The sequence below is a fragment of the Franzmannia qiaohouensis genome (assembly GCF_031451695.1).
GTDB lineage: Bacteria > Pseudomonadota > Gammaproteobacteria > Pseudomonadales > Halomonadaceae > Franzmannia > Franzmannia qiaohouensis.
The window spans coordinates 63985-81601 of sequence record NZ_JARWAM010000001.1; the positions used below are offsets into that span (position 1 = coordinate 63985).

17 protein-coding genes are annotated in these 17617 nt (G+C 68.5%); 10 read left to right on the forward strand and 7 right to left on the reverse strand.

Features of this window, described 5'->3' with window-relative positions:
* Nucleotides 1-34: 34 nt before the first annotated feature.
* A complete protein-coding gene (locus tag QC821_RS00315) occupies nt 35-247 on the reverse strand; it encodes a hypothetical protein (RefSeq protein ID WP_309715395.1) in 213 nt (70 codons plus the stop codon).
* 329 nt (nt 248-576) lie between these two features.
* On the opposite strand from QC821_RS00315, the gene ybiO reads away from it, so the two are divergent.
* Nucleotides 577-2898, forward strand: a complete 2322-nt coding sequence (gene ybiO / locus QC821_RS00320; protein WP_309716360.1) for a mechanosensitive channel protein — start codon at nt 577-579, stop codon at nt 2896-2898.
* A 69-nt stretch (nt 2899-2967) separates the two neighbouring features.
* Here ybiO and QC821_RS00325 read toward each other — a convergent pair whose 3' ends face one another.
* The 5 genes from QC821_RS00325 to hemC form a co-directional block, all read right to left on the reverse strand.
* Nucleotides 2968-4341 carry an NCS2 family permease gene (locus QC821_RS00325; RefSeq protein ID WP_309715397.1) on the reverse strand — a complete coding sequence of 458 codons (1374 nt, stop codon included), beginning with the start codon at nt 4339-4341 and terminating at the stop codon, nt 2968-2970.
* Nucleotides 4342-4554: 213 nt separating this feature from the next.
* Nucleotides 4555-5778 carry a heme biosynthesis HemY N-terminal domain-containing protein gene (locus QC821_RS00330; RefSeq protein WP_309715400.1) on the reverse strand — a complete coding sequence of 408 codons (1224 nt, stop codon included), beginning with the start codon at nt 5776-5778 and terminating at the stop codon, nt 4555-4557.
* The gene (locus QC821_RS00335) at nt 5775-7265 is read right to left on the reverse strand and encodes a uroporphyrinogen-III C-methyltransferase (RefSeq protein ID WP_309715403.1); all 1491 of its coding nucleotides are present in this window, start codon (nt 7263-7265) and stop codon (nt 5775-5777) included. Before QC821_RS00335 ends, QC821_RS00330 begins: the two co-directional genes overlap by 4 nt.
* A gap of 6 nt (nt 7266-7271) precedes the next feature.
* A complete protein-coding gene (locus QC821_RS00340; RefSeq protein WP_309715406.1) occupies nt 7272-8063 on the reverse strand; it encodes a uroporphyrinogen-III synthase in 792 nt (263 codons plus the stop codon).
* A complete protein-coding gene (hemC, locus tag QC821_RS00345) occupies nt 8063-9004 on the reverse strand; it encodes a hydroxymethylbilane synthase (protein WP_309715409.1) in 942 nt (313 codons plus the stop codon). Before hemC ends, QC821_RS00340 begins: the two co-directional genes overlap by 1 nt.
* A 234-nt stretch (nt 9005-9238) precedes the next feature.
* On the opposite strand from hemC, the gene argH reads away from it, so the two are divergent.
* The 7 genes from argH to QC821_RS00380 are packed head-to-tail and all read left to right on the forward strand — an operon-like array spanning nt 9239 to nt 15285.
* Nucleotides 9239-10636, forward strand: a complete 1398-nt coding sequence (gene argH / locus QC821_RS00350; RefSeq protein ID WP_309715412.1) for an argininosuccinate lyase — start codon at nt 9239-9241, stop codon at nt 10634-10636.
* Nucleotides 10633-10776: an LPS translocon maturation chaperone LptM gene (gene lptM / locus QC821_RS00355; RefSeq protein ID WP_309715415.1), complete on the forward strand. Its 144-nt coding sequence runs from the start codon at nt 10633-10635 to the stop codon at nt 10774-10776. The genes argH and lptM overlap by 4 nt, the downstream gene beginning before the upstream one ends.
* 2 nt (nt 10777-10778) lie before the next feature.
* Complete coding sequence (lysA, locus tag QC821_RS00360; RefSeq protein ID WP_309715419.1) at nt 10779-12056, forward strand: diaminopimelate decarboxylase; 1278 nt, start codon at nt 10779-10781, stop codon at nt 12054-12056.
* A complete protein-coding gene (gene dapF, locus QC821_RS00365; protein WP_309715422.1) occupies nt 12056-12889 on the forward strand; it encodes a diaminopimelate epimerase in 834 nt (277 codons plus the stop codon). Before lysA ends, dapF begins: the two co-directional genes overlap by 1 nt.
* Nucleotides 12890-12918: 29 nt before the next feature.
* Nucleotides 12919-13635: a DUF484 family protein gene (locus tag QC821_RS00370; protein WP_309715429.1), complete on the forward strand. Its 717-nt coding sequence runs from the start codon at nt 12919-12921 to the stop codon at nt 13633-13635.
* Nucleotides 13632-14540 (forward strand): tyrosine recombinase XerC, encoded by a 909-nt coding sequence (locus QC821_RS00375; RefSeq protein ID WP_309715432.1) that lies wholly within the window; start codon nt 13632-13634, stop codon nt 14538-14540. Before QC821_RS00370 ends, QC821_RS00375 begins: the two co-directional genes overlap by 4 nt.
* 10 nt (nt 14541-14550) lie before the next feature.
* Entirely contained in the window at nt 14551-15285 is a 735-nt protein-coding gene (locus QC821_RS00380) for an HAD family hydrolase (protein WP_309715435.1), read from the forward strand.
* On the opposite strand, the gene yihA is transcribed toward QC821_RS00380, so the two are convergent.
* On the reverse strand, nt 15282-15890 hold the full coding sequence (yihA, locus tag QC821_RS00385) for a ribosome biogenesis GTP-binding protein YihA/YsxC (RefSeq protein WP_309715438.1): 609 nt from the start codon (nt 15888-15890) through the stop codon (nt 15282-15284). The genes QC821_RS00380 and yihA overlap by 4 nt on opposite strands.
* A gap of 277 nt (nt 15891-16167) precedes the next feature.
* Here yihA and QC821_RS00390 point away from each other — a divergent pair, with 277 nt between their 5' ends.
* Nucleotides 16168-16788, forward strand: a complete 621-nt coding sequence (locus QC821_RS00390) for a c-type cytochrome (RefSeq protein WP_309715441.1) — start codon at nt 16168-16170, stop codon at nt 16786-16788.
* A 196-nt stretch (nt 16789-16984) separates the two neighbouring features.
* Nucleotides 16985-17617, forward strand: coding sequence for a thiol:disulfide interchange protein DsbA/DsbL (locus QC821_RS00395; RefSeq protein WP_309715443.1), 633 nt, complete (start codon nt 16985-16987; stop codon nt 17615-17617).

The following is a 17617-nucleotide window of genomic DNA, read 5'->3' on the forward strand; positions in this document are numbered from 1 at the left end:
GGTGAAAGTTACTGCATGCTTGCCAATGTTCGGTTCAGACGGCGTTCAACCGCCGCGACGTCTTGCCCGGCTGTGGCGTCAAGCTGGAGGCAGCCGCCAACATGTGCTGCTCCAGGTCGTCGGCGTGGCACTTGAAGGCCCTACATTCACCGCAGCGCACGTCCTGGTCCATGGCATCCGCAGCCGGGAGAGTGAAACGATCGTGGCCGCAAACGTTGCAGCGCAGCTCCAAGGGGACTTCCAGCATTGAGGGTTCCTCCTAATCCGTGATGCTCTTCCCTGATCACCAAGGCAGTAGCTGATAACAATTACAGTGGCACAGTTATCGCCAGATGTACAATTTCTGTATAGATTAATCTTGCGTATAATGGGCCAACAATGTGGTTCGCGGCCAGTTTCGTCGCGTCTCATGACGTGCAGATGACGGTCATCGACTTGTCTGGCTTGGTGCCAGCATGTTGAGATGCGGCATCATGGCCGCGCTGTATCCATGTCGCCACTCGCCTTTTCACGCTGACTCACGGAGGTAGAAGCGTGCTTGCACCACGTCTCTTCACGATACTCGCCGGCCTGCTGATGGCCCTGCTGCTGCTGGCACCGGCTCATGCGCAGCAGGCTGACCCCACTGCGCCACCGCCGGCCTACGATACCCTGGCTGACCTGCTCGAAGACGAGCAATCACGCAACCGCCTGATCGAGGAGCTGCGCGGCCTGTCGCAGCAAGACCCGGTGGCGCCATTGGGTCTGGAGGGTGAAGTCTCCGCTGAAGCCATCGCCGCCACCGCGCCCAGCGGCCAGGACGCCGAGCAGGTCTCGCTGCCGCGCCGCCTGGCAGAAGCGACCAGCAACATCGCCGGCGACATCGGTAGCCAGTTCAACAACCTGATCAGCGTGATCGGCAGCCTGTTCAGCGGCCAGCCCACCGGCGAGCCGGGCTTCGACAGCGCCGCCTTCATGGAGGCCGCGATCAATCTTGGCCTGGTGATCATCGCCATCTTCGCGCTGTTCGCCGGTTTCCGCTTCCTGGCCAAGCCGGCCTTTGCGCGCATCAGCCAGTGGTCGCGGGAGAGCGCCGGCCTGACGCCGATCCTGCGCCTGGTGATCGCGGTGGCGGTGGCTGCCGTGATCGACGTGCTGGTGGTCGCGCTGGCCTATGTCGGCGGTAACCTGATCGCCACCTTCGCGGTGGGCGAGACCGGCGAGCTCTCGACCCGCGCCTCGCTGTTCCTCAACGCCTTCCTGGTCATCGAGCTGTTCAAGGCCGGGGTGCGCATGCTGTTCGCCTCGCGCTACGAGGGGCTGCGCCTGCTGCCCATCGCCGCCGAAGAGGCCTCCTACTGGAACCGCTGGATCGCACGGCTGATCGGCCTGGTCGGCTACGGCCTGCTGGCGGTGGTGCCGCTGCTCAACTTCTACCTGTCGCCGGCCCTGGGCCAGAGCATCGGCACGCTGATCATGTTCGGCGCCTTCATCTACGCCGTCGGCAAGGTGCTCAAGAACCGCCTCAAGCTGCGCCTCGCCATCGAGGGCATGGCCGAGCGCAGCTCGCTGAGCGCGACGCGCATGTCGCTGCAGCTGTTTGCGCGGCTGTGGCACTGGCTGGCGATTATCTACTTCCTGATGGTGCTGGTGGTAACGCTGGTGCGTCCTGAGGACGCCCTGCCGTTCGTGATGATCGCCACCCTGCAGACACTCCTGGTCGTCGGCGCCGGCGCGCTGCTCTCGGCGCTGCTGACCCAGACCATCGGCCGCCATATTCGTCTCTCCGACGATATGCGCCGCAAACTGCCGATGCTTGAGCCGCGCCTCAACAGCTACGTCCCCAACGCTCTGCGGGTGGTACGCGCGCTGATTCTGATCGCCGTGATCATGCTGGTGCTCAACGCCTGGGGCGCCTTCGATGCCGCCGCCTGGTACGCCTCGGAAGCCGGCCGCGGGCTGATCGGCAAGCTGCTCAGCGTGGCGCTGATCCTGGCCGTGGCCGTGGGGGCCTGGCTGGGCCTGGCCAGCATGATCGAGCACAAGCTCAATCCCGAAACCGGCACCGGCGAGCCCGACCCGCGCGCCAAGACACTGCTGACGCTGTTCCGCAACGCCCTGGCGATCGCCCTGGTGACCATCACGTTGATGATCGTGCTGGCCGAGATCGGCATCAACATCGGCCCGCTGATCGCCGGTGCCGGTGTCCTCGGTCTGGCCATCGGTTTCGGTGCCCAGAAGCTGGTACAGGACATCATCACCGGGGTATTCATCCAGATCGAGAATGCCATGAACACCGGCGACGTGGTCACGGTGGGCGGTGTCACCGGTACCGCCGAGCGCCTCAGCATTCGCTCGGTGGGCATCCGCGACCTCAACGGCACCTACCATATCGTGCCCTTCTCCAGTGTGGACACCGTCTCCAACTACATGCGCGAGTTCGGCTATCACGTCGGCGAGTACGGCATCGCCTACCGCGAGAGCATCGATGACGCCATCATTGCCCTGCGTGAGGCCTTCGACGAACTGGCCGCCAGCGAGGATAGCAAGATGAATATCCTTGCCCCGCTGGAAGTCGCAGGGGTCGTCGCCCTCGCCGACAGCTCGGTGAATATCCGCGTGCGCATCAAGACCACGCCGGGCACCCAGTGGGCTACCGGCCGCGCCTTCAACCGCCTGGTCAAGCTGCACTTCGACGCCAAGGGCATCGAGATTCCCTTCCCGCACACCACCCTCTACTTCGGTGTCGGCAAGGAGGGCGAAGCGCCGCCGGCCAACCTGCGCCTCATGCAGCAGCCGTTCGACATCGACGGCCGCCCGGGTGGCCAGCCGCGCTCCGGGGAGCAGAGCCGCAGCGGGCAGGACGACCCACGCTCGCAGCCCAACCCCGAGTTCAAGGGCGACTTCGACGACGACTGATCGCACCCTTGTCACCCACGTAAAAGGGGCTGCCGTCGGCAGCCCCTTTTTTGTCGGTCACACGCTTGATCAGTGGGTGGTGACCAGCATCACCACGCTGAGCGCCGCCGAGACCCACATCGCCGGCTTGATCTCGATGACGCGGCCGGTAAACAGCTTGATCATCACGAAGCTCAGGAAGCCAAAGGCGATCCCCAGGGTGATCGAGTAGGTCAGCGGCATCAGGATGATCGCCAGGAAAGCCGGGAAGGCTTCGTCATAGCGCGTCCAGTCGATCTTGCCGATCGGCGCCAGCATGAACAGCCCGACCAGCACCAGCGCCGGGGCAGTGGCGATCGACGGCACCAGCGACAGCAGCGGCGAGAGAAACAGGAACGGCAGGAACAGCACCGCGATGACCACCGCCACCAGTCCGGTGCGCCCGCCCTGGGCCACCCCGGCGCCGGACTCGATGAAGGTCTGGGCGGCACTGGTGCCGAGCGGCGCGGCGATCATCGAGGCGAAGGCGTCGACGGTCATCGAGCGCTTGAGGTTGCGCGGATTGCCGTCCTTGTCCTTGAGGTCGGCGGATTCGGAAAGCGCCATGAAGCACGACAGGGCATCGAAGAAGTTGGTGAACAGCATTACGAAGATGAACGGCAGGTAGGCGACCTTCAGCGCCCCCCAGATATCCACCTGCATGACGGCGCTGAAGTCGGGCCAGGCGGCCAGGCCGCTCCACTCGACCATCACATCGCCGCCCCATATCCGCCCCATCGGCGTGGCCAGCAGGGTGGTCAGGGCGATGCCCAGGATCAGCGCGCCGTTGAAGCGCATGATGACCATGATCACGGTGGCCATCATGCCGATGAAGAAGGTGATCAGCGTCGGGTCCATGCTGCCCAGCGACACCAGGGTGGCGTCGCTGCCGACGATGAAGCCGGCGTTCTTGAGCCCGATGAAGGTGATGAACAGGCCGATGCCGCAGGTGATCGCATAGCGCAGCGAGGCCGGGATCGCCTCGATGATCGCCTTGCGCACATTGAACAGCGCCAGGGTCGCGAACAGCACCCCCGACCAGAACACGCAGCCCAGCGCCACCTCCCACGACAGCCCGGCACCGTGCACCAGGGTGTAGGTGAACAGCGCGTTCATGCCCATGCCTGGCGCCACCAGGATCGGGTTACGCGCGTACAGCCCCATCGCCAGGCTGCTCATGAAGCTGATCAGCACGGTGGCCGAGAGTGCCGCCGAGAAAGGAATACCGGCATCACTGAGGATCGCCGGATTGACCACGATGATGTACATCGAGGCCAGGAAGGTGGCGACACCGGCCAGCACCTCGGTACGCAGGGTCGAGCCACGATGGCGTATACGGAAATAACGCTCCAGCCAGTTGCCCTCTCCCGGGGCCTGGCTGGACGACGCTGGGGCCGCGTCGGCAGTAGTGGAGGAGTCTTGCATCGTCATGGTCCTGTTGTTGTTGGCTGTCGTAGAGCAGGAGCGCCGCGGGCGACCCTGACCTTTCGGTCAATCAACCACAGGGTAGGCAATTTTTGACCATTTGGACAAGCTCAGATAGACCAATGACGTATACAAAAGAGAAAAACACTGGATACGTTTTTCCGGGTACAAAAAAGGGCGCCTAGCGGCGCCCAGGAGAGCAAGATGGCAAGCTCAGCGATTGTCGTCGCTGGGCTGGGGGAGCGAGGGCAGCGACTTGTCGAGCAGCTCGACGCTCTGGCGATAGTAGAGCTGGCTCTTGTTGTGCTCACCGAGGTTGGCGTAGAGCCGCGCCAGCTCGGCGCACACCACGCCACTGGGGCGCTGGCGCTGGCTGGCCTCGAAGTACTCCTGCGCCTTGCCCCAGTAGGCGTTGCGCAGCGACAGTCGGCCCAGGGTAAGCAGCAGGTCGGGGTCGTTGGGACGCTCCTGTAGCCACTTCTCGGCGTAGACCAGTTGGCGCGCCGCATCGACGCTGAGCAGGCCGTAGCGCAGCACCAGGCGATGGTCCCAGTGCTCCTTGAGCGAGTGGCGCAGCAGGCGCTCGGCGATGCCCTCCTCGCCGCCGCGCACCAGCGCCTCGGCGTAGATCACCACCAGTTCGATGTCGCCGCGCAGGTAGTCGGGCATGTCGGCCCACAGGTTGCGCACCCGTTCGATATCACCCGGCTGGCGCGCCGCCTGCACGATCAGCTCGCGGTAGGCGCGCTGCTCGAGGGTCTGGCGCTCCTCGGGGGCGATCAGCTGCTGGGCGGCGAGGCGCGGAATCAGCCGCCGCAGTCCATCCCAGTCATTGACGCTGAGATAGGCCTGCTTGAGCTGCTTGAGCACCTGGGGGTGGTTGGGCAGCTGCTTGTCGAGGCGGGTCAGGGTGGCCAGGGCTTCCTCGAACTGATGACGGTCGAGCATCAGCTGGGCCTGGACCATGCCCACCGCGGTATCGGCGCCCTCGGTGCTCAGGTGAGCACGCTTGAGCAGGGTGTCGGCCTGGTCGTAGCGGCCCTGGTAGTGGGCCGCCAGCGCCGCGGAGAGGTAGTTGACCAGCGGCGTACTGGAGTCGTCAGCCGACTTGACCAGGGCCTTCTCGGCGCGCTTCCAGCGCCCCTCGGCCAGCGCCACCAGGCCGCGCACGGTGCTCTTCATGGCGTTGCGGTTGCGGGTGCGACTGTTCCACAGCTTGAGCCGGCTGACCGGATGGCGCAGCCGGCTGAGCACGCGCAGCGCGAAGTGCAGCACCAGAAAGGCGGCCAGCAGCAGGATCAGCCCGAACCAGAACGAGGTCTGCAGCGAGGTATCGCCGACCCGCACCAGCCAGTAGCCGGGCACGCTGACCATCAACTGGCCGAACAGGGCCCCCAGCGCCAGGCCGAGGACGACGATCAGGATCAGTTTTCTCATGCCTCGTCTCCCGCGTCGTCGCCGCTATCCGCGTCGCCGTTGAAGCGCCGCTCGATAAACTCGGCCAGCGCCTGCTGGGAGCCGCTGATATCCGGCAGCTCGGGGCGAATCGCCGCCTCACGCAGCTCGCCAAGCCGCTCGAGGACCCGCTGCACTCCCTCGCTGTCGGTGTCGTAGTAGGCTTCGACCAGGGCGAGCGCCTTGTCGAGGCTGGCCTCGTACAGCGCTTCCTCTTCCTTGAGCAGCGCCAGCTGGGCCTGTTCGATCAGCAGCCGGACGTTCTGGCGCAGGTAGGCCTCCTGCTCGGGGGCGATCAGTGCCTCCAGCGCCTCGTCGTGGCGGCGCACCGTGACCAGGTCGCGCAGCTCGGCACCGAAGCGCGACAGCTGCTGCTGCCAGCTGCCGGAAGGCGGCTGCTCGATGCCCGACTCGGCGGCGATCTGCTCGATGTCCTGGCCCAGCGGCAGGCCGGCGAGCTGTTCCTGCTGGGCGTCGAGGGCCAGATAGAGGCCGGTGCGGTCGACCCGCGGCACCGAGTCCAGGGCCGCCAGCTCGGAGGAGATCGCCCGGCGTACCGGGGTAAGCGCCGGATTGTCGGCATCGCGCAGGCGGCCGTCGGCGGTGCGCAGCAGCGCCGCGGCGCCGTCGGCGTCACGCTCCAGCTGCAGGCGCTGATTGGCCAGGCGCAGCAGGTAGGCGGCCTCGGCGTGGAGCCACTCGCGCTCGTCGGCATCCTGCTCGCTGGAGAGCTCGTCGAGCACGCGGTCGAGGGTCTCGTCGACCTCGCCGCGGTAGGTGCTGAACTCGTCACGCAGTTCGGCGAGGGCGCTGTCGAGGGCCGCATCGCGCTCGCTTTCGCCCGCGTCGAGGCGCTCCTCCAGCGCTGCCAGTTCATCGCGCGTCGCCGCGTCACCGCTGCGCGACTCGAGATCGGCGATGCGCTGCTGCTGCGCCTCGAGCCGTTCCCAGCCCTGCCAGGCGGCCAGCAGCAGCGCCAGGCCGAGCAGTATCGCCAGCACCAGCGCAATCAGACCACTCTTGCTGCCGCCGCCGTCGCGGGGCGGCGGCGTGGCCGGCGACGCCGGGGGCGGATTGCCCGCGCCACCTGCCTTGCTCGGGGAGGGCTTCCCCGCCGTATCGGCGCCGGGCTTGGCGGTCGCGCTCGACGGCTTGCTGGCGGACTTGGCGTCAGCTGTATCGCTGGCCTGGTCGGCAGAGGTGCCGGCGGCCTTCGCCGCGGGTGTCTCGCTGGACGTGGCCGCCGATGTCTGGCCTGGCTTGTCCGCGGCGCTATCGCTGGACGTGGCCGCGGCGCTGCCCTCGGCGGGCGCCTTGCCGCCGCGGCGCCGGCTACGCGAGCGGCCGCCGCTCTTGCCCGGCGCGGCGGGATCAGATGAGGTCGCGGCAGTATCGCGGGGAGACGTCTCAGGCGGGGTCTCACCGGATGGCGTCTGGTTATCGTCCTGATCGTGTGGTTGCTTGCTCATCTGTCGCTAGCCCTTTTCAAGATCGTCATGATCGATTGCTGCGCCATCGTCCCGCGCGTCGATATCGGCGACTGCTGCACTCAGGGCCGCCACCGAGGCACCACCGGCAATCCGCACATCGGTGAACCCCAGGCTGCCTGCCAGTGTAGCCAAACGCCGACTGGAAACGATTAGCGGTTGGTTCAAGGCGCGTGATTGACACCATCCTGCCAGATATTCGAGCAGTTCTCCGCTGGAGATCACCAACGCCGCATAGACGCCGCGTTTCAGACGCTCGGCGGCGGCGCCCTGCGGCGGCCGCAGCACTCGTCGATAGAGTGCCAGACGCGTGACCCGGGCGCCACGCGCCGCCAGGGTCTCGGCGAGCAGCGGCCGGCCCCCTTCGCCGGCCACCAGCAGCACCTTCTGCTCGGCCAGGTGCGCCAGCGAGGGTAGCGCCAGCAGATCCTCGCTGGTGTCGCCGCCGCCCGCTGGCGGCACGTGGACCCGCACCCCCAGGCAGCGGTGCAGCGTCTCGGCCGTGGCCTGCCCCACCGCGTAGTAAGCCGGCCCCAGCGGCAGCTGCGGCCAGTAGCGGTCGAGCGCCTCGGCCAGCCGCTCGGCGGCGTAGGGGCTGACCACCACGATGCGCGCGAACTGGTCGATATCCAGCCACACGCTGCGCTGGCGGGCGTCCTCTTCGAGCGGTTCGAGCTGCATCACCTCGAGGTGCTGCGCCGCGTGCCCCTCGGCAGCCAGTGCCGCTGCCAGCCGCGCGCCGCGTTCGCCGGGGCGCGTCAGCAGGATCGGCCCCGCCATCAGGCGTCGCCGTAAACCTGAGCGAGAATCTCGCCGGCGCCCTGGTCGAGCAGGTCCTCGGCGACGCGGATGCCCAGCGTCTCCGGCTCACTGGCCGAACCGCGGCCCTCGGCGCGCAGCACGTGAGTCCCCTCGGGGTTGCCCACCAGCGCGCGCAGCCACAGCGTCTGGCCGTCGTTCTCGAATACCGCATGGCCGCCGATGGGCACCTGGCAACCGCCCTCGAGGCGGGTGTTCATGGCCCGTTCGGCACGCACCCGAGTGGCGGTAGCGGGATCATCCAGCGGCGCCAGCAGCTCGATCAAGGCGTGGTCGTCGCTGCGGCACTCGATGCCCAGCGCGCCCTGACCGCAGGCCGGCAGGCACACCTCGGGCGGCAGTTCGGCGGCGATGCGCTCGGCCAGCCCCAGCCGCCGCAGGCCGGAGGTGGCCAGGATGATGGCGTCGAACTCGCCGGCGTCGAGCTTGCCGAGGCGGGTCTGGACGTTGCCGCGCAGGCTCAGCACCTCGAAGTCGGGGCGCGCCTCGCGCATCTGCAGGCCGCGGCGCAGGCTCGAGGTGCCAATGCGTGCGCCCTCGGGCAGCGCGTCGATCGAATCATAGTGGTTGGAGACGAAGGCGTCGGTGGGTTCGGCGCCCTCGAGAATCACCGACAGCCCCAGGCCCTCGGGAAAGTGCATCGGCACGTCCTTCATCGAGTGCACGGCGATATCGGCGCGGCCGTCGAGCATCGACTCTTCGAGCTCCTTGACGAACAGCCCCTTGCCGCCGACCTTGGCCAGCGGGGTGTCGAGGATCTTGTCGCCGCGGGTGGACATCGCCACCAGTTCCACCTCGAGGCCGGGGTGCGCCGCCATCAGGCGGTCACGCACGTGTTCGGCCTGCCACATGGCGAGCAGGCTCTTGCGGGTGGCAATACGCAGGGTGGTATAAGCGGGCACGGAAGGCTCCCTGGATGGGCCCGGCCGATGGCGGCCGGGCGATGAGCAAGGCGAGGAGCGCACCCTCGCATGATGCCACCATCATAATGCACCGGCGCGAGCAGGAAAAATGCGCTGCGCTCGTGGCGGCGCGCAGCGTGGCCAGCCTGCGCGACTCTGGTACACTTTGCGGCCATGAGCGCGTGTCTTTGACCGTATCACCGCCGACATGATCACAGCAGGATGCCCAGCCCGATGAGCAAACCAACCAACCAGTCCTGGGGCGGCCGCTTCAGCGAGCCCACCGACGCCTTCGTGGCCCGCTTCACCGCCTCGGTGGACTTCGACCAGCGCCTTGCCCAGCACGACATCCGCGGCTCCATCGCCCACGCCACCATGCTGGCCCGGGTCGGCGTGCTCAGCGACGCCGAACGCGATGCCATCGTCGCCGGGCTCGGCGAGATCGCCGAGGAGATCGCCCGCGGCGATTTCGCCTGGTCGGTGCCGCTGGAAGACGTGCACATGAACATCGAGGCGCGGCTCACCGACAAGATCGGCATTACCGGCAAGAAGCTGCACACCGGCCGCTCGCGCAACGACCAGGTTGCCACCGATATCCGCCTCTACCTGCGCGATGAGATCGACGTGGTCGATGCCGAGCTGTCGCGGCTGCGCGAAGGGCTGATCGAGCTCGCCAGCCGCGAGGCCGACACCATCATGCCCGGCTTCACCCACCTGCAGACCGCCCAGCCGGTGACCTTCGGCCACCACCTGCTGGCCTGGCAGGAGATGGTCGCCCGCGACCAGCAGCGCCTCGCCGACTGCCGCCGCCGGGTCAACGTGATGCCGCTGGGCGCCGCCGCCCTGGCCGGCACCACCTACCCCATCGACCGCCACGTCACCGCCGAGCTGCTGGGCTTCGAGCGCCCGGCCGAGAACAGCCTCGACGCGGTCAGCGATCGCGACTTCGCCATCGAGTTCACCGCCTTCGCCAGCCTGCTGCTGATGCACCTGTCGCGGATGAGCGAGGAGCTGGTGCTGTGGACCAGCGCCCAGTTCGACTTCATCGACCTGCCCGACCGCTTCTGCACCGGCTCGTCGATCATGCCGCAGAAGAAGAACCCCGACGTGCCCGAGCTGGTGCGCGGCAAGAGCGGCCGGGTCTACGGCCACCTGATGAGCCTGCTGACGCTGATGAAGTCGCAGCCGCTGGCCTACAACAAGGATAATCAGGAGGACAAGGAGCCGCTGTTCGACACCCTCGACACCGTCAAGGGCTGCCTGCGCGCCTTCGCCGACATGATCCCCGCCATCCAGGCCAAGCCCGACAACATGCGCGAGGCGGCACGGCGCGGCTTCTCCACCGCCACCGACCTGGCCGACTACCTGGTACGCAAGGGCGTGGCCTTCCGCGACGCCCACGAGATCGTCGGCCAGTCGGTGGCCTACGGCATCGCGCAGCGCAAGGACCTCTCCGAGATGAGCCTCGACGAGCTGCGCCAGTTCTCCGATACGATCGGCGACGATGTCTTCGAGGTGCTGACCCTGGAGGGCTCGGTGGCGGCACGCAACCATATCGGTGGCACCGCCCCCGACCAGGTGCGCGCCGCCGCCCAGCGCGCCCGCGACGACCTGGCGCGGAGGCCGGCATGATCGCGCGCGCGGCACTGCTGGGCCTGGCGCTGCTGCTGCTGGCCGGCTGCGGCCAGAAGGGGCCGCTCTACATGCCCGACGACCAACAGGCCGCCGAGCGCTACGGCGCCCCCGACACGTCCGACGACGACGAGAGCTGAGCATGGACCATTTCGAATACCGCGACGGCGTGATGTACGCCGAAGACGTGCCGCTGATGCAGGTCGCCGAGCGCATCGGCACGCCCTGCTACGTCTACTCCCGGGCCACCCTGGAGCGCCACTTCCGCGCCTACAGCGAGGCGCTGGGCAGCCATCCGCATCTGATCTGCTATGCCGTCAAGGCCAACTCCAACCTGGCGGTGCTGGGCCTGCTGGCACGCCTCGGCGCCGGCTTCGACATCGTCTCGGTGGGCGAGCTGGAGCGGGTGCTGGCGGCCGGCGGCGACCCCGCCAAGGTGGTGTTCTCCGGCGTCGCCAAGCAGGAGAACGAGATGGCCCGCGCCCTGGAGGTGGGCATCAAGTGCTTCAACGTCGAGTCGCTGCCGGAACTCGAGCGCCTTGACGCGGTGGCCGGCGGGCTGGGCAAGGTCGCGCCGGTATCGCTGCGAGTCAACCCCGACGTCGACGCCAGGACCCACCCCTATATCTCCACCGGGCTCAAGGCCAACAAGTTCGGCATCCCGGTGGACGAGGCGCTGACTGTCTATGAGCGCGCCGCGGCGCTGCCCAACCTCAGGGTGGTCGGGCTCGACTGTCACATCGGCTCGCAGCTCACCGAGCTGGCGCCGTTCCTCGACGCCCTCGACCGCCTGTTGCTGCTGCTCGACAAGCTCAAGGCGCGCGGCATCGAGGTCGAGCACCTCGACCTCGGCGGCGGCCTCGGCGTGCCCTACCGCGACGAGCGCCCGCCGGCGCCGTTCGACTACGCCGCCTCGCTGCTCGAGCGGCTCTCGCAGTGGCAGGGCCGCCAAGCGCTGACGCTGCTGTTCGAACCCGGTCGCTCGATCGCCGCCAATGCCGGCGTGCTGCTGACCCGGGTCGAGTTCCTCAAGCCCGGCGAAGAGAAGAGCTTCGCCATCGTCGACGCCGGCATGAACGACCTGATCCGTCCGGCGCTCTACCAGGCCTGGCAGGCGATCCTGCCGGTGGATACCCGCGCGCCCCGCGACACCGGCACCTATGATGTGGTCGGCCCGGTCTGCGAGACCGGCGACTTCCTGGGCAAGGAGCGCGAACTGGCAATCGCCGCCGGCGACCTGCTGGCGGTGCGCTCGGCGGGGGCCTACGGCTTCGTGATGGCCTCCAACTACAACAGCCGTCCGCGCCCCGCCGAGGTGATGGTCGACGGCGACCGGCTGCACGTGGTGCGCCGCCGCGAGCGCCTCAGCGACCTGTGGGCCGGCGAAGCACTGCTGCCCGAGCCCGAGGAGTCGCGCTGATGCTGCTGCACTTCACCAAGATGCACGGGCTGGGCAACGACTTCATGGTCGTCGACCTGGTCACCCAGCGCGCACGACTCAGCGACGCGCAGATCCGCCAGCTCGGCGACCGCCACCTCGGCATCGGCTTCGACCAGTTGCTGATCGTCGAGCCGCCCCACGACCCTGACATGGACTTCCGCTACCGGATCTTCAACGCCGACGGCAGCGAGGTGGAGAACTGCGGCAACGGCGCGCGCTGCTTCGCGCGCTTCGTGCGCGACCAGCGCCTGACCCACAAGCACCAGATCCGCGTCGAGACCCAGGGCGGCCCGCTGACCCTGGTGGTGGAGGACGACGGCCGGGTCAGCGTCGACATGGGCGCGCCGCGCTTCGCCCCCCAGGCGATCCCCTTCGATGCCGCCGAAGAGCGGCTGCACTACCCGCTAGAGGTCGACGGCGAGCGCCTCGAGATCGGTGCAGTCTCGATGGGCAACCCGCATGCGGTGGTGCGCGTCGACAGCGTCGATGCTGCCCCGGTAGCGCGCCTCGGTCCGGCCATCGAGCGGCATCCGCGCTTCCCCCAGCGGGTCAATGCCGGCTTCATGCAGGTGGTGTCGCCGCATGAGATCCGCCTGCGCGTGTTCGAGCGCGGCAGCGGCGAGACCCTGGCCTGCGGCACCGGGGCCTGCGCGGCGGTGGCCTGCGGCATCCGCCAGGGCATCCTCGAGAGCCCGGTCACGGTGCACCTGCCCGGCGGCGCGCTGACCATCGACTGGCCCGGCGACGCGGCCAGCCTGATCATGACCGGCCCGGCGACCCGGGTCTTCGACGGTCGGGTGGCACTGGCCTGACCGCCCCGCTGCGATAGAAGGAGTCCCGTATGGCCCGAGCCCCGGCCCCCGAACCGCGCCAGACGCTGGCCCCCGAGCGCGTCGCCGAGTGGCTGGCGCGCCACCCCGACTTCTTCGTCGGCCGCGAAGGCCTGCTGCAGCAGCTCAAGGTGCCGCACCCCGAGACCCGCGGCGCCACCTCGCTGCTCGAGCGCCTGGTCCACGACCTGCGCGAGCGCGCCGAGAGCGCCGAATGGCGCCTCGAGCAGCTGCTCGAGTCGGCGCGCCACAACGAGGCGCAGTACCGGCGCACCCGCGAAATGGTGCTGGCCCTGCTCGAGGCAGAGGACAACGACGCCATGGGCCAGGCCCTGGCCACCCAGCTGGCCGAGCGCTTTCGCACGCCGGGGGTGGCGCTGTGGTGTCCGACCAGCCTCACCGACCGCGAGCCGCACCCGCCGCAGCCGCCGCGACACGTCCTCGACGACGCCGCCGGCACCCGCCTGGCGGCACTCCTCGACGGTCGCACCAGCCGCTGCACGCGGCTCACGGTGACCGACTGGAAGCGCCTGCTGCCGCACCTGCAGGCCCCCGAGCAACCCGGCTCCTGCGCCATCACCCGGCTATCGCTGGGCGAGCCGCTGGGTTACCTGGTGCTCGCCAGCCCCGACCCGGAGCACTTCCGCGCCAGCCTCGATACCCTGTTCACCGAGTACCTCGGCGACGTGGTGGCACGGCTGCTGGTACGTCACGGGCCGCCGGCGTGAGCACCGCCACCCTGCAGCATGAGGTCGCGGCTTTCCTCGCCGAGCTGGCCGCCCACGCCAGCCCGGCCACCGTCGCCGCCTATCGCCAGGACCTCGCCGCGCTGACCCGGTTCGCCGAGACCGCTCAGCTCGACGGCTGGGCGGCCCTCGACCTGGCCCTGGTGCGCCGCTTCCTCGGCGCCGAACGCAGCCGCGGCCTGGCCGCGCGCAGTCTGGCCCGGCGCCGTGCGGCGCTGTCACGCTTCGCCGACCACCTGGTGCGCCGCGGCCTGCTGGCTCACAACCCGGTGAGCCTTACCCAGGCGCCGCGCCAGCCGCGCCACCTGCCGCGCCCCGTCGACGTCGACCTGCTCGGCCGTTTCCTCGACACGCCCCATGACGACTCGCCGCTGGCGCGGCGCGACCAGGCCATGCTCGAGCTGCTCTACTCCAGCGGCCTGCGCCTCGCCGAACTCGCCGCGCTGGATGTCGACCAGCTGCAGGCCCAGCGGGTGCGGGTGGTCGGCAAGGGCAGCAAGCCGCGCCAGGTGCCGGTGGGTGCGCGGGCGCGCCAGGCATTGGAGGCCTGGCTGGCGGTGCGCGGCCAGCTGGCCGGCGGCACTGAAACCGCGCTGTTCGTCGGCCAGCGCGGGCGGCGTCTCGGGCATCGGGCGATCCAGCTGCGCCTCGCCGCCCTGGCCCGCCAGCGCGGCCTGCCGGAGCACCTTCATCCGCACCGCCTGCGCCACTCCTTCGCCAGCCACCTGCTGGAGTCGAGCCAGGATCTGCGCGCGGTGCAGGAGCTGCTCGGCCATGCCAACCTCTCCACCACCCAGGTCTATACGCGGCTCGACTGGCAGCACCTCGCCGCCAGCTACGACGCCGCCCACCCGCGCGCCAAGCGGCGCCGTGACCCGACACCCTGAGACGCCTGCCATGCCGCCCATCGATGCGCTGACCTTCGACCTCGACGATACCCTGTGGGACAACCGCCCGGTCATGGAGCACGCCGAACACGGCCACTACCGCTGGCTGGACGAGGCGCTGGCCGCCTGGCACGGCGCGCAGGCGGCCAGCCTGGGGCGCTACGCCGAGCGCTTTCCCCTCAGCGCCTACCAGACACGCCGCCAGCAGCTGGCCGAGCGCGTGCCGCTGCGCCGCGGTGACTTCACCTGGATTCGTGAGCACGCCCTGCGCGAGCTGCTCGAGGAGTATGGCCTGCCGCGCAGCGCCGCGGCGATGTGGGCGGCGGCGGGGCTGGCGCAGTTCCTTGACCTGCGCCACCGCCTGACGCCCTACCCCGAAGTCGCTGCCCTGCTCGAAGCGCTCGGCGGCCGCTATCGCCTCGGCGCGATTACCAACGGTAATGTGGATGTGACCCGGCTGCCCATCGCCGCGCACTTCCGGGTCACCATCGCCGCCGGCGAGATGCTCGCCCCCAAGCCCGATGCGCGACCCTTCCTGGCCGCCCTGGCGCGGCTCGGCAGCCGTCCGTCGCGGGCGCTCCACGTGGGGGATTCATGGCGTGAGGATGTGCTGCCGGCCCAGCGGCTCGGCATGCGCGTGGCGTGGATCGATGCCCGCAACGAAGGCGCTACCAGCCTGCCGCCGGGGGTTCACCGGCTGCGCCACGTCAGCGAGCTGCCGGATCTCCTGGCCGGCCTGGATTAGTCAGCCACAAGCCACTCGTCCAGCTTGGTCTGGGCCTCGTCGACCCCCTCGCGCTTGAGCGACGAGAACAGCTGCACGCTGACCAGGTCCTCCCACTCGCGCAGCCGGCTGCGGACCTTCTGCAGCTCGCTCTTGGCCGCGCCGCTCTTGAGCTTGTCGGCCTTGGTCAGCAGGATGTGCACCGCCATGTCCTGCTCGTCGGCCCAGCCGAGCATCATCTCGTCGAACTCGCTGAGCGGATGGCGCACGTCCATCACCAGCACCAGGCCGCGCAGCGACTGGCGGTTACGCAGGTAGTCGGCGAGGTGGCGCTGCCACTCGAGCTTGACCTTCTCCGGCACCTTGGCGTAGCCGTAGCCGGGCAGGTCGACCAGCCGCTGGGTCTCGCCGCCGACCAGCGAAAAGAAGTTGATCAGCTGAGTGCGGCCAGGGGTCTTGGAGGTGCGCGCCAAGGCCTTCTGCTGGGTCAGGGCATTGATGGCGCTCGACTTTCCGGCATTGGAGCGGCCGGCAAAGGCGACCTCGGCACCGGCATCGGGGGGGCATTGCGCCAGGGTCGGGGCGCTGGTGAGAAAGCGGGCAGTCTGGTAGTTGAGGCGCGACATGGGGAAGCGAGATCCTGTCTGGGGCCGGTATTCGACGATTGATGGCGCACGGCGCAGTGCAGCCGCATTCACGTTATCGGGCGGATTCGTTATAATGCGGTGTCTTTTGTCTGCGACCTGGGGCACGCTAGTGTACCACCGTGCTCTCGTCGACAGCGACCTGCCCGCTTACGGCAAGGCTGTCGCGCGACTGGCGGGCTCGGCTGCGGTCACCGCGGGCCCGGGCGGCACCCAGGGTGCGTACCGGTAAACAACGAAACGGCATAGTGGATTAGCGATGAGAAAGTTACTGGCAAGCCTGGCAATTACCATGGGCGCCGTGGGCATGGCCCACGCAGAAGAAATCGAAGGCGACCCGGCCGCAGGCCAGGAGCTGGCCGGCACCTGCGCCGCCTGTCACGGTCAGGAGGGCATTAGCCCGTCGGCCTCCTTCCCGCACCTGGCCGGCCAACAGGCCTCCTACCTCGCCAAGCAGATCATGGATATCCGTGACGGCAACCGCGTCGTGCCCCAGATGGCCGGCCAGGTCGACGACTACTCCGACCAGGACGCCTGGGACGTGGCGGCCTTCTACGCCGAGCAGGACGGCAACATCGGCCAGGCCGAGGATGATGCCGAACTGCTGGCGCGCGGCGAAGAGCTCTACCGCGGTGGTGACATGGCCAAGGGCATTCCCAGCTGTGCTGCCTGCCATACCCCCACCGGCGAAGGCATCGGCAGCGCCGTCTACCCGGGACTGGCCGGGCAATTCCCCGACTACACCGTGTCGACCCTGCAGGACTTCGCCGCCGGCGAGCGCGCCAACGACCCCAACAACATGATGCGTGACATCGCCGCCAAGATGAGCGATGCCGACATGGAAGCGGTGGCCAACTACCTCTACGGCCTGCACGACTGAACCACCTGCGACACGCTGTCGCATCTCGCCGCGGCGAGACCCTCGAAGGCGGCCGACGGCCGCCTTCGGCGTTTTACCGCATGACGATTTGCTGCATCATGTCCCGGGAACCCTGGCCGGTGCGTCCGCTCCAAGAGTGGCGTCCGACCTGCCGGGCGTCATACGTTATGCGCGATGCGCCGAGGAGAATAACAGCATGTTCAAGACATTGATGGTCGCGGTGGCCGGTCTCGGCCTGTCGGGCCTGGTTGCCGCCCAGCAAGTGGTCGAGGGCCAGCACTACGAGGCGCTCGACGAGGCGGTGGAAACCCGCGTCGATGCCGACATGATCGAGGTCACCGAGGTGTTCTGGTACGGCTGCCCGCACTGCAACCGCCTGCAGCCCACCCTCAACGCCTGGCTCGATGAGCTCGACGACGATGTCGCAGTGATCCATATGCCGGCGACCATGGGCGGTGACTGGAACAAGCACGCCGCGGCCTACTATGCCTCCGAGGAGCTCGGTATTCGCGAGGAGAGTCACGCCGACTTCTTCGCTGCCATCCACGACCAGGGCCGCGCACTCACCGATGACGACGACATCGCCGACTTCTTCAGCGACTACGGCGTCAGCGAGGACGAAGCGCGTCAGGCGCTGGGCTCCTTCGGCGTACGCAGCCAGGTCAACCAGGCCCACTCGCGGATGCGTGCCATGCAGCTGATGGGCGTGCCGGCCCTGGTCATCGACGGCCGCTATCTGGTCAGCCCGTCGAGCGCCGGCAGCCTCGAGAACATGCCGCAAGTCGCCGATGCGCTGATCGACATGGTACGAGAAGAACGGAGCCAGTAA

Bases quoted from the DNA above. Each gene is read 5' to 3' on its own strand.
- argH (WP_309715412.1), top strand. From the start codon at position 9,239: ATGAGCAAACCAACCAACCAGTCCTGGGGCGGCCGCTTCAGCGAGCCC.
- QC821_RS00315 (WP_309715395.1), bottom strand. From the start codon at position 247: ATGCTGGAAGTCCCCTTGGAGCTGCGCTGCAACGTTTGCGGCCACGAT.
- QC821_RS00335 (WP_309715403.1), bottom strand. From the start codon at position 7,265: ATGAGCAAGCAACCACACGATCAGGACGATAACCAGACGCCATCCGGT.
- lysA (WP_309715419.1), top strand. From the start codon at position 10,779: ATGGACCATTTCGAATACCGCGACGGCGTGATGTACGCCGAAGACGTG.
- QC821_RS00325 (WP_309715397.1), bottom strand. From the start codon at position 4,341: ATGCAAGACTCCTCCACTACTGCCGACGCGGCCCCAGCGTCGTCCAGC.
- QC821_RS00370 (WP_309715429.1), top strand. From the start codon at position 12,919: ATGGCCCGAGCCCCGGCCCCCGAACCGCGCCAGACGCTGGCCCCCGAG.
- QC821_RS00395 (WP_309715443.1), top strand. From the start codon at position 16,985: ATGTTCAAGACATTGATGGTCGCGGTGGCCGGTCTCGGCCTGTCGGGC.
- QC821_RS00390 (WP_309715441.1), top strand. From the start codon at position 16,168: ATGAGAAAGTTACTGGCAAGCCTGGCAATTACCATGGGCGCCGTGGGC.
- QC821_RS00340 (WP_309715406.1), bottom strand. From the start codon at position 8,063: ATGGCGGGGCCGATCCTGCTGACGCGCCCCGGCGAACGCGGCGCGCGG.
- dapF (WP_309715422.1), top strand. From the start codon at position 12,056: ATGCTGCTGCACTTCACCAAGATGCACGGGCTGGGCAACGACTTCATG.
- QC821_RS00380 (WP_309715435.1), top strand. From the start codon at position 14,551: ATGCCGCCCATCGATGCGCTGACCTTCGACCTCGACGATACCCTGTGG.
- yihA (WP_309715438.1), bottom strand. From the start codon at position 15,890: ATGTCGCGCCTCAACTACCAGACTGCCCGCTTTCTCACCAGCGCCCCG.
- QC821_RS00330 (WP_309715400.1), bottom strand. From the start codon at position 5,778: ATGAGAAAACTGATCCTGATCGTCGTCCTCGGCCTGGCGCTGGGGGCC.
- lptM (WP_309715415.1), top strand. From the start codon at position 10,633: ATGATCGCGCGCGCGGCACTGCTGGGCCTGGCGCTGCTGCTGCTGGCC.
- ybiO (WP_309716360.1), top strand. From the start codon at position 577: ATGGCCCTGCTGCTGCTGGCACCGGCTCATGCGCAGCAGGCTGACCCC.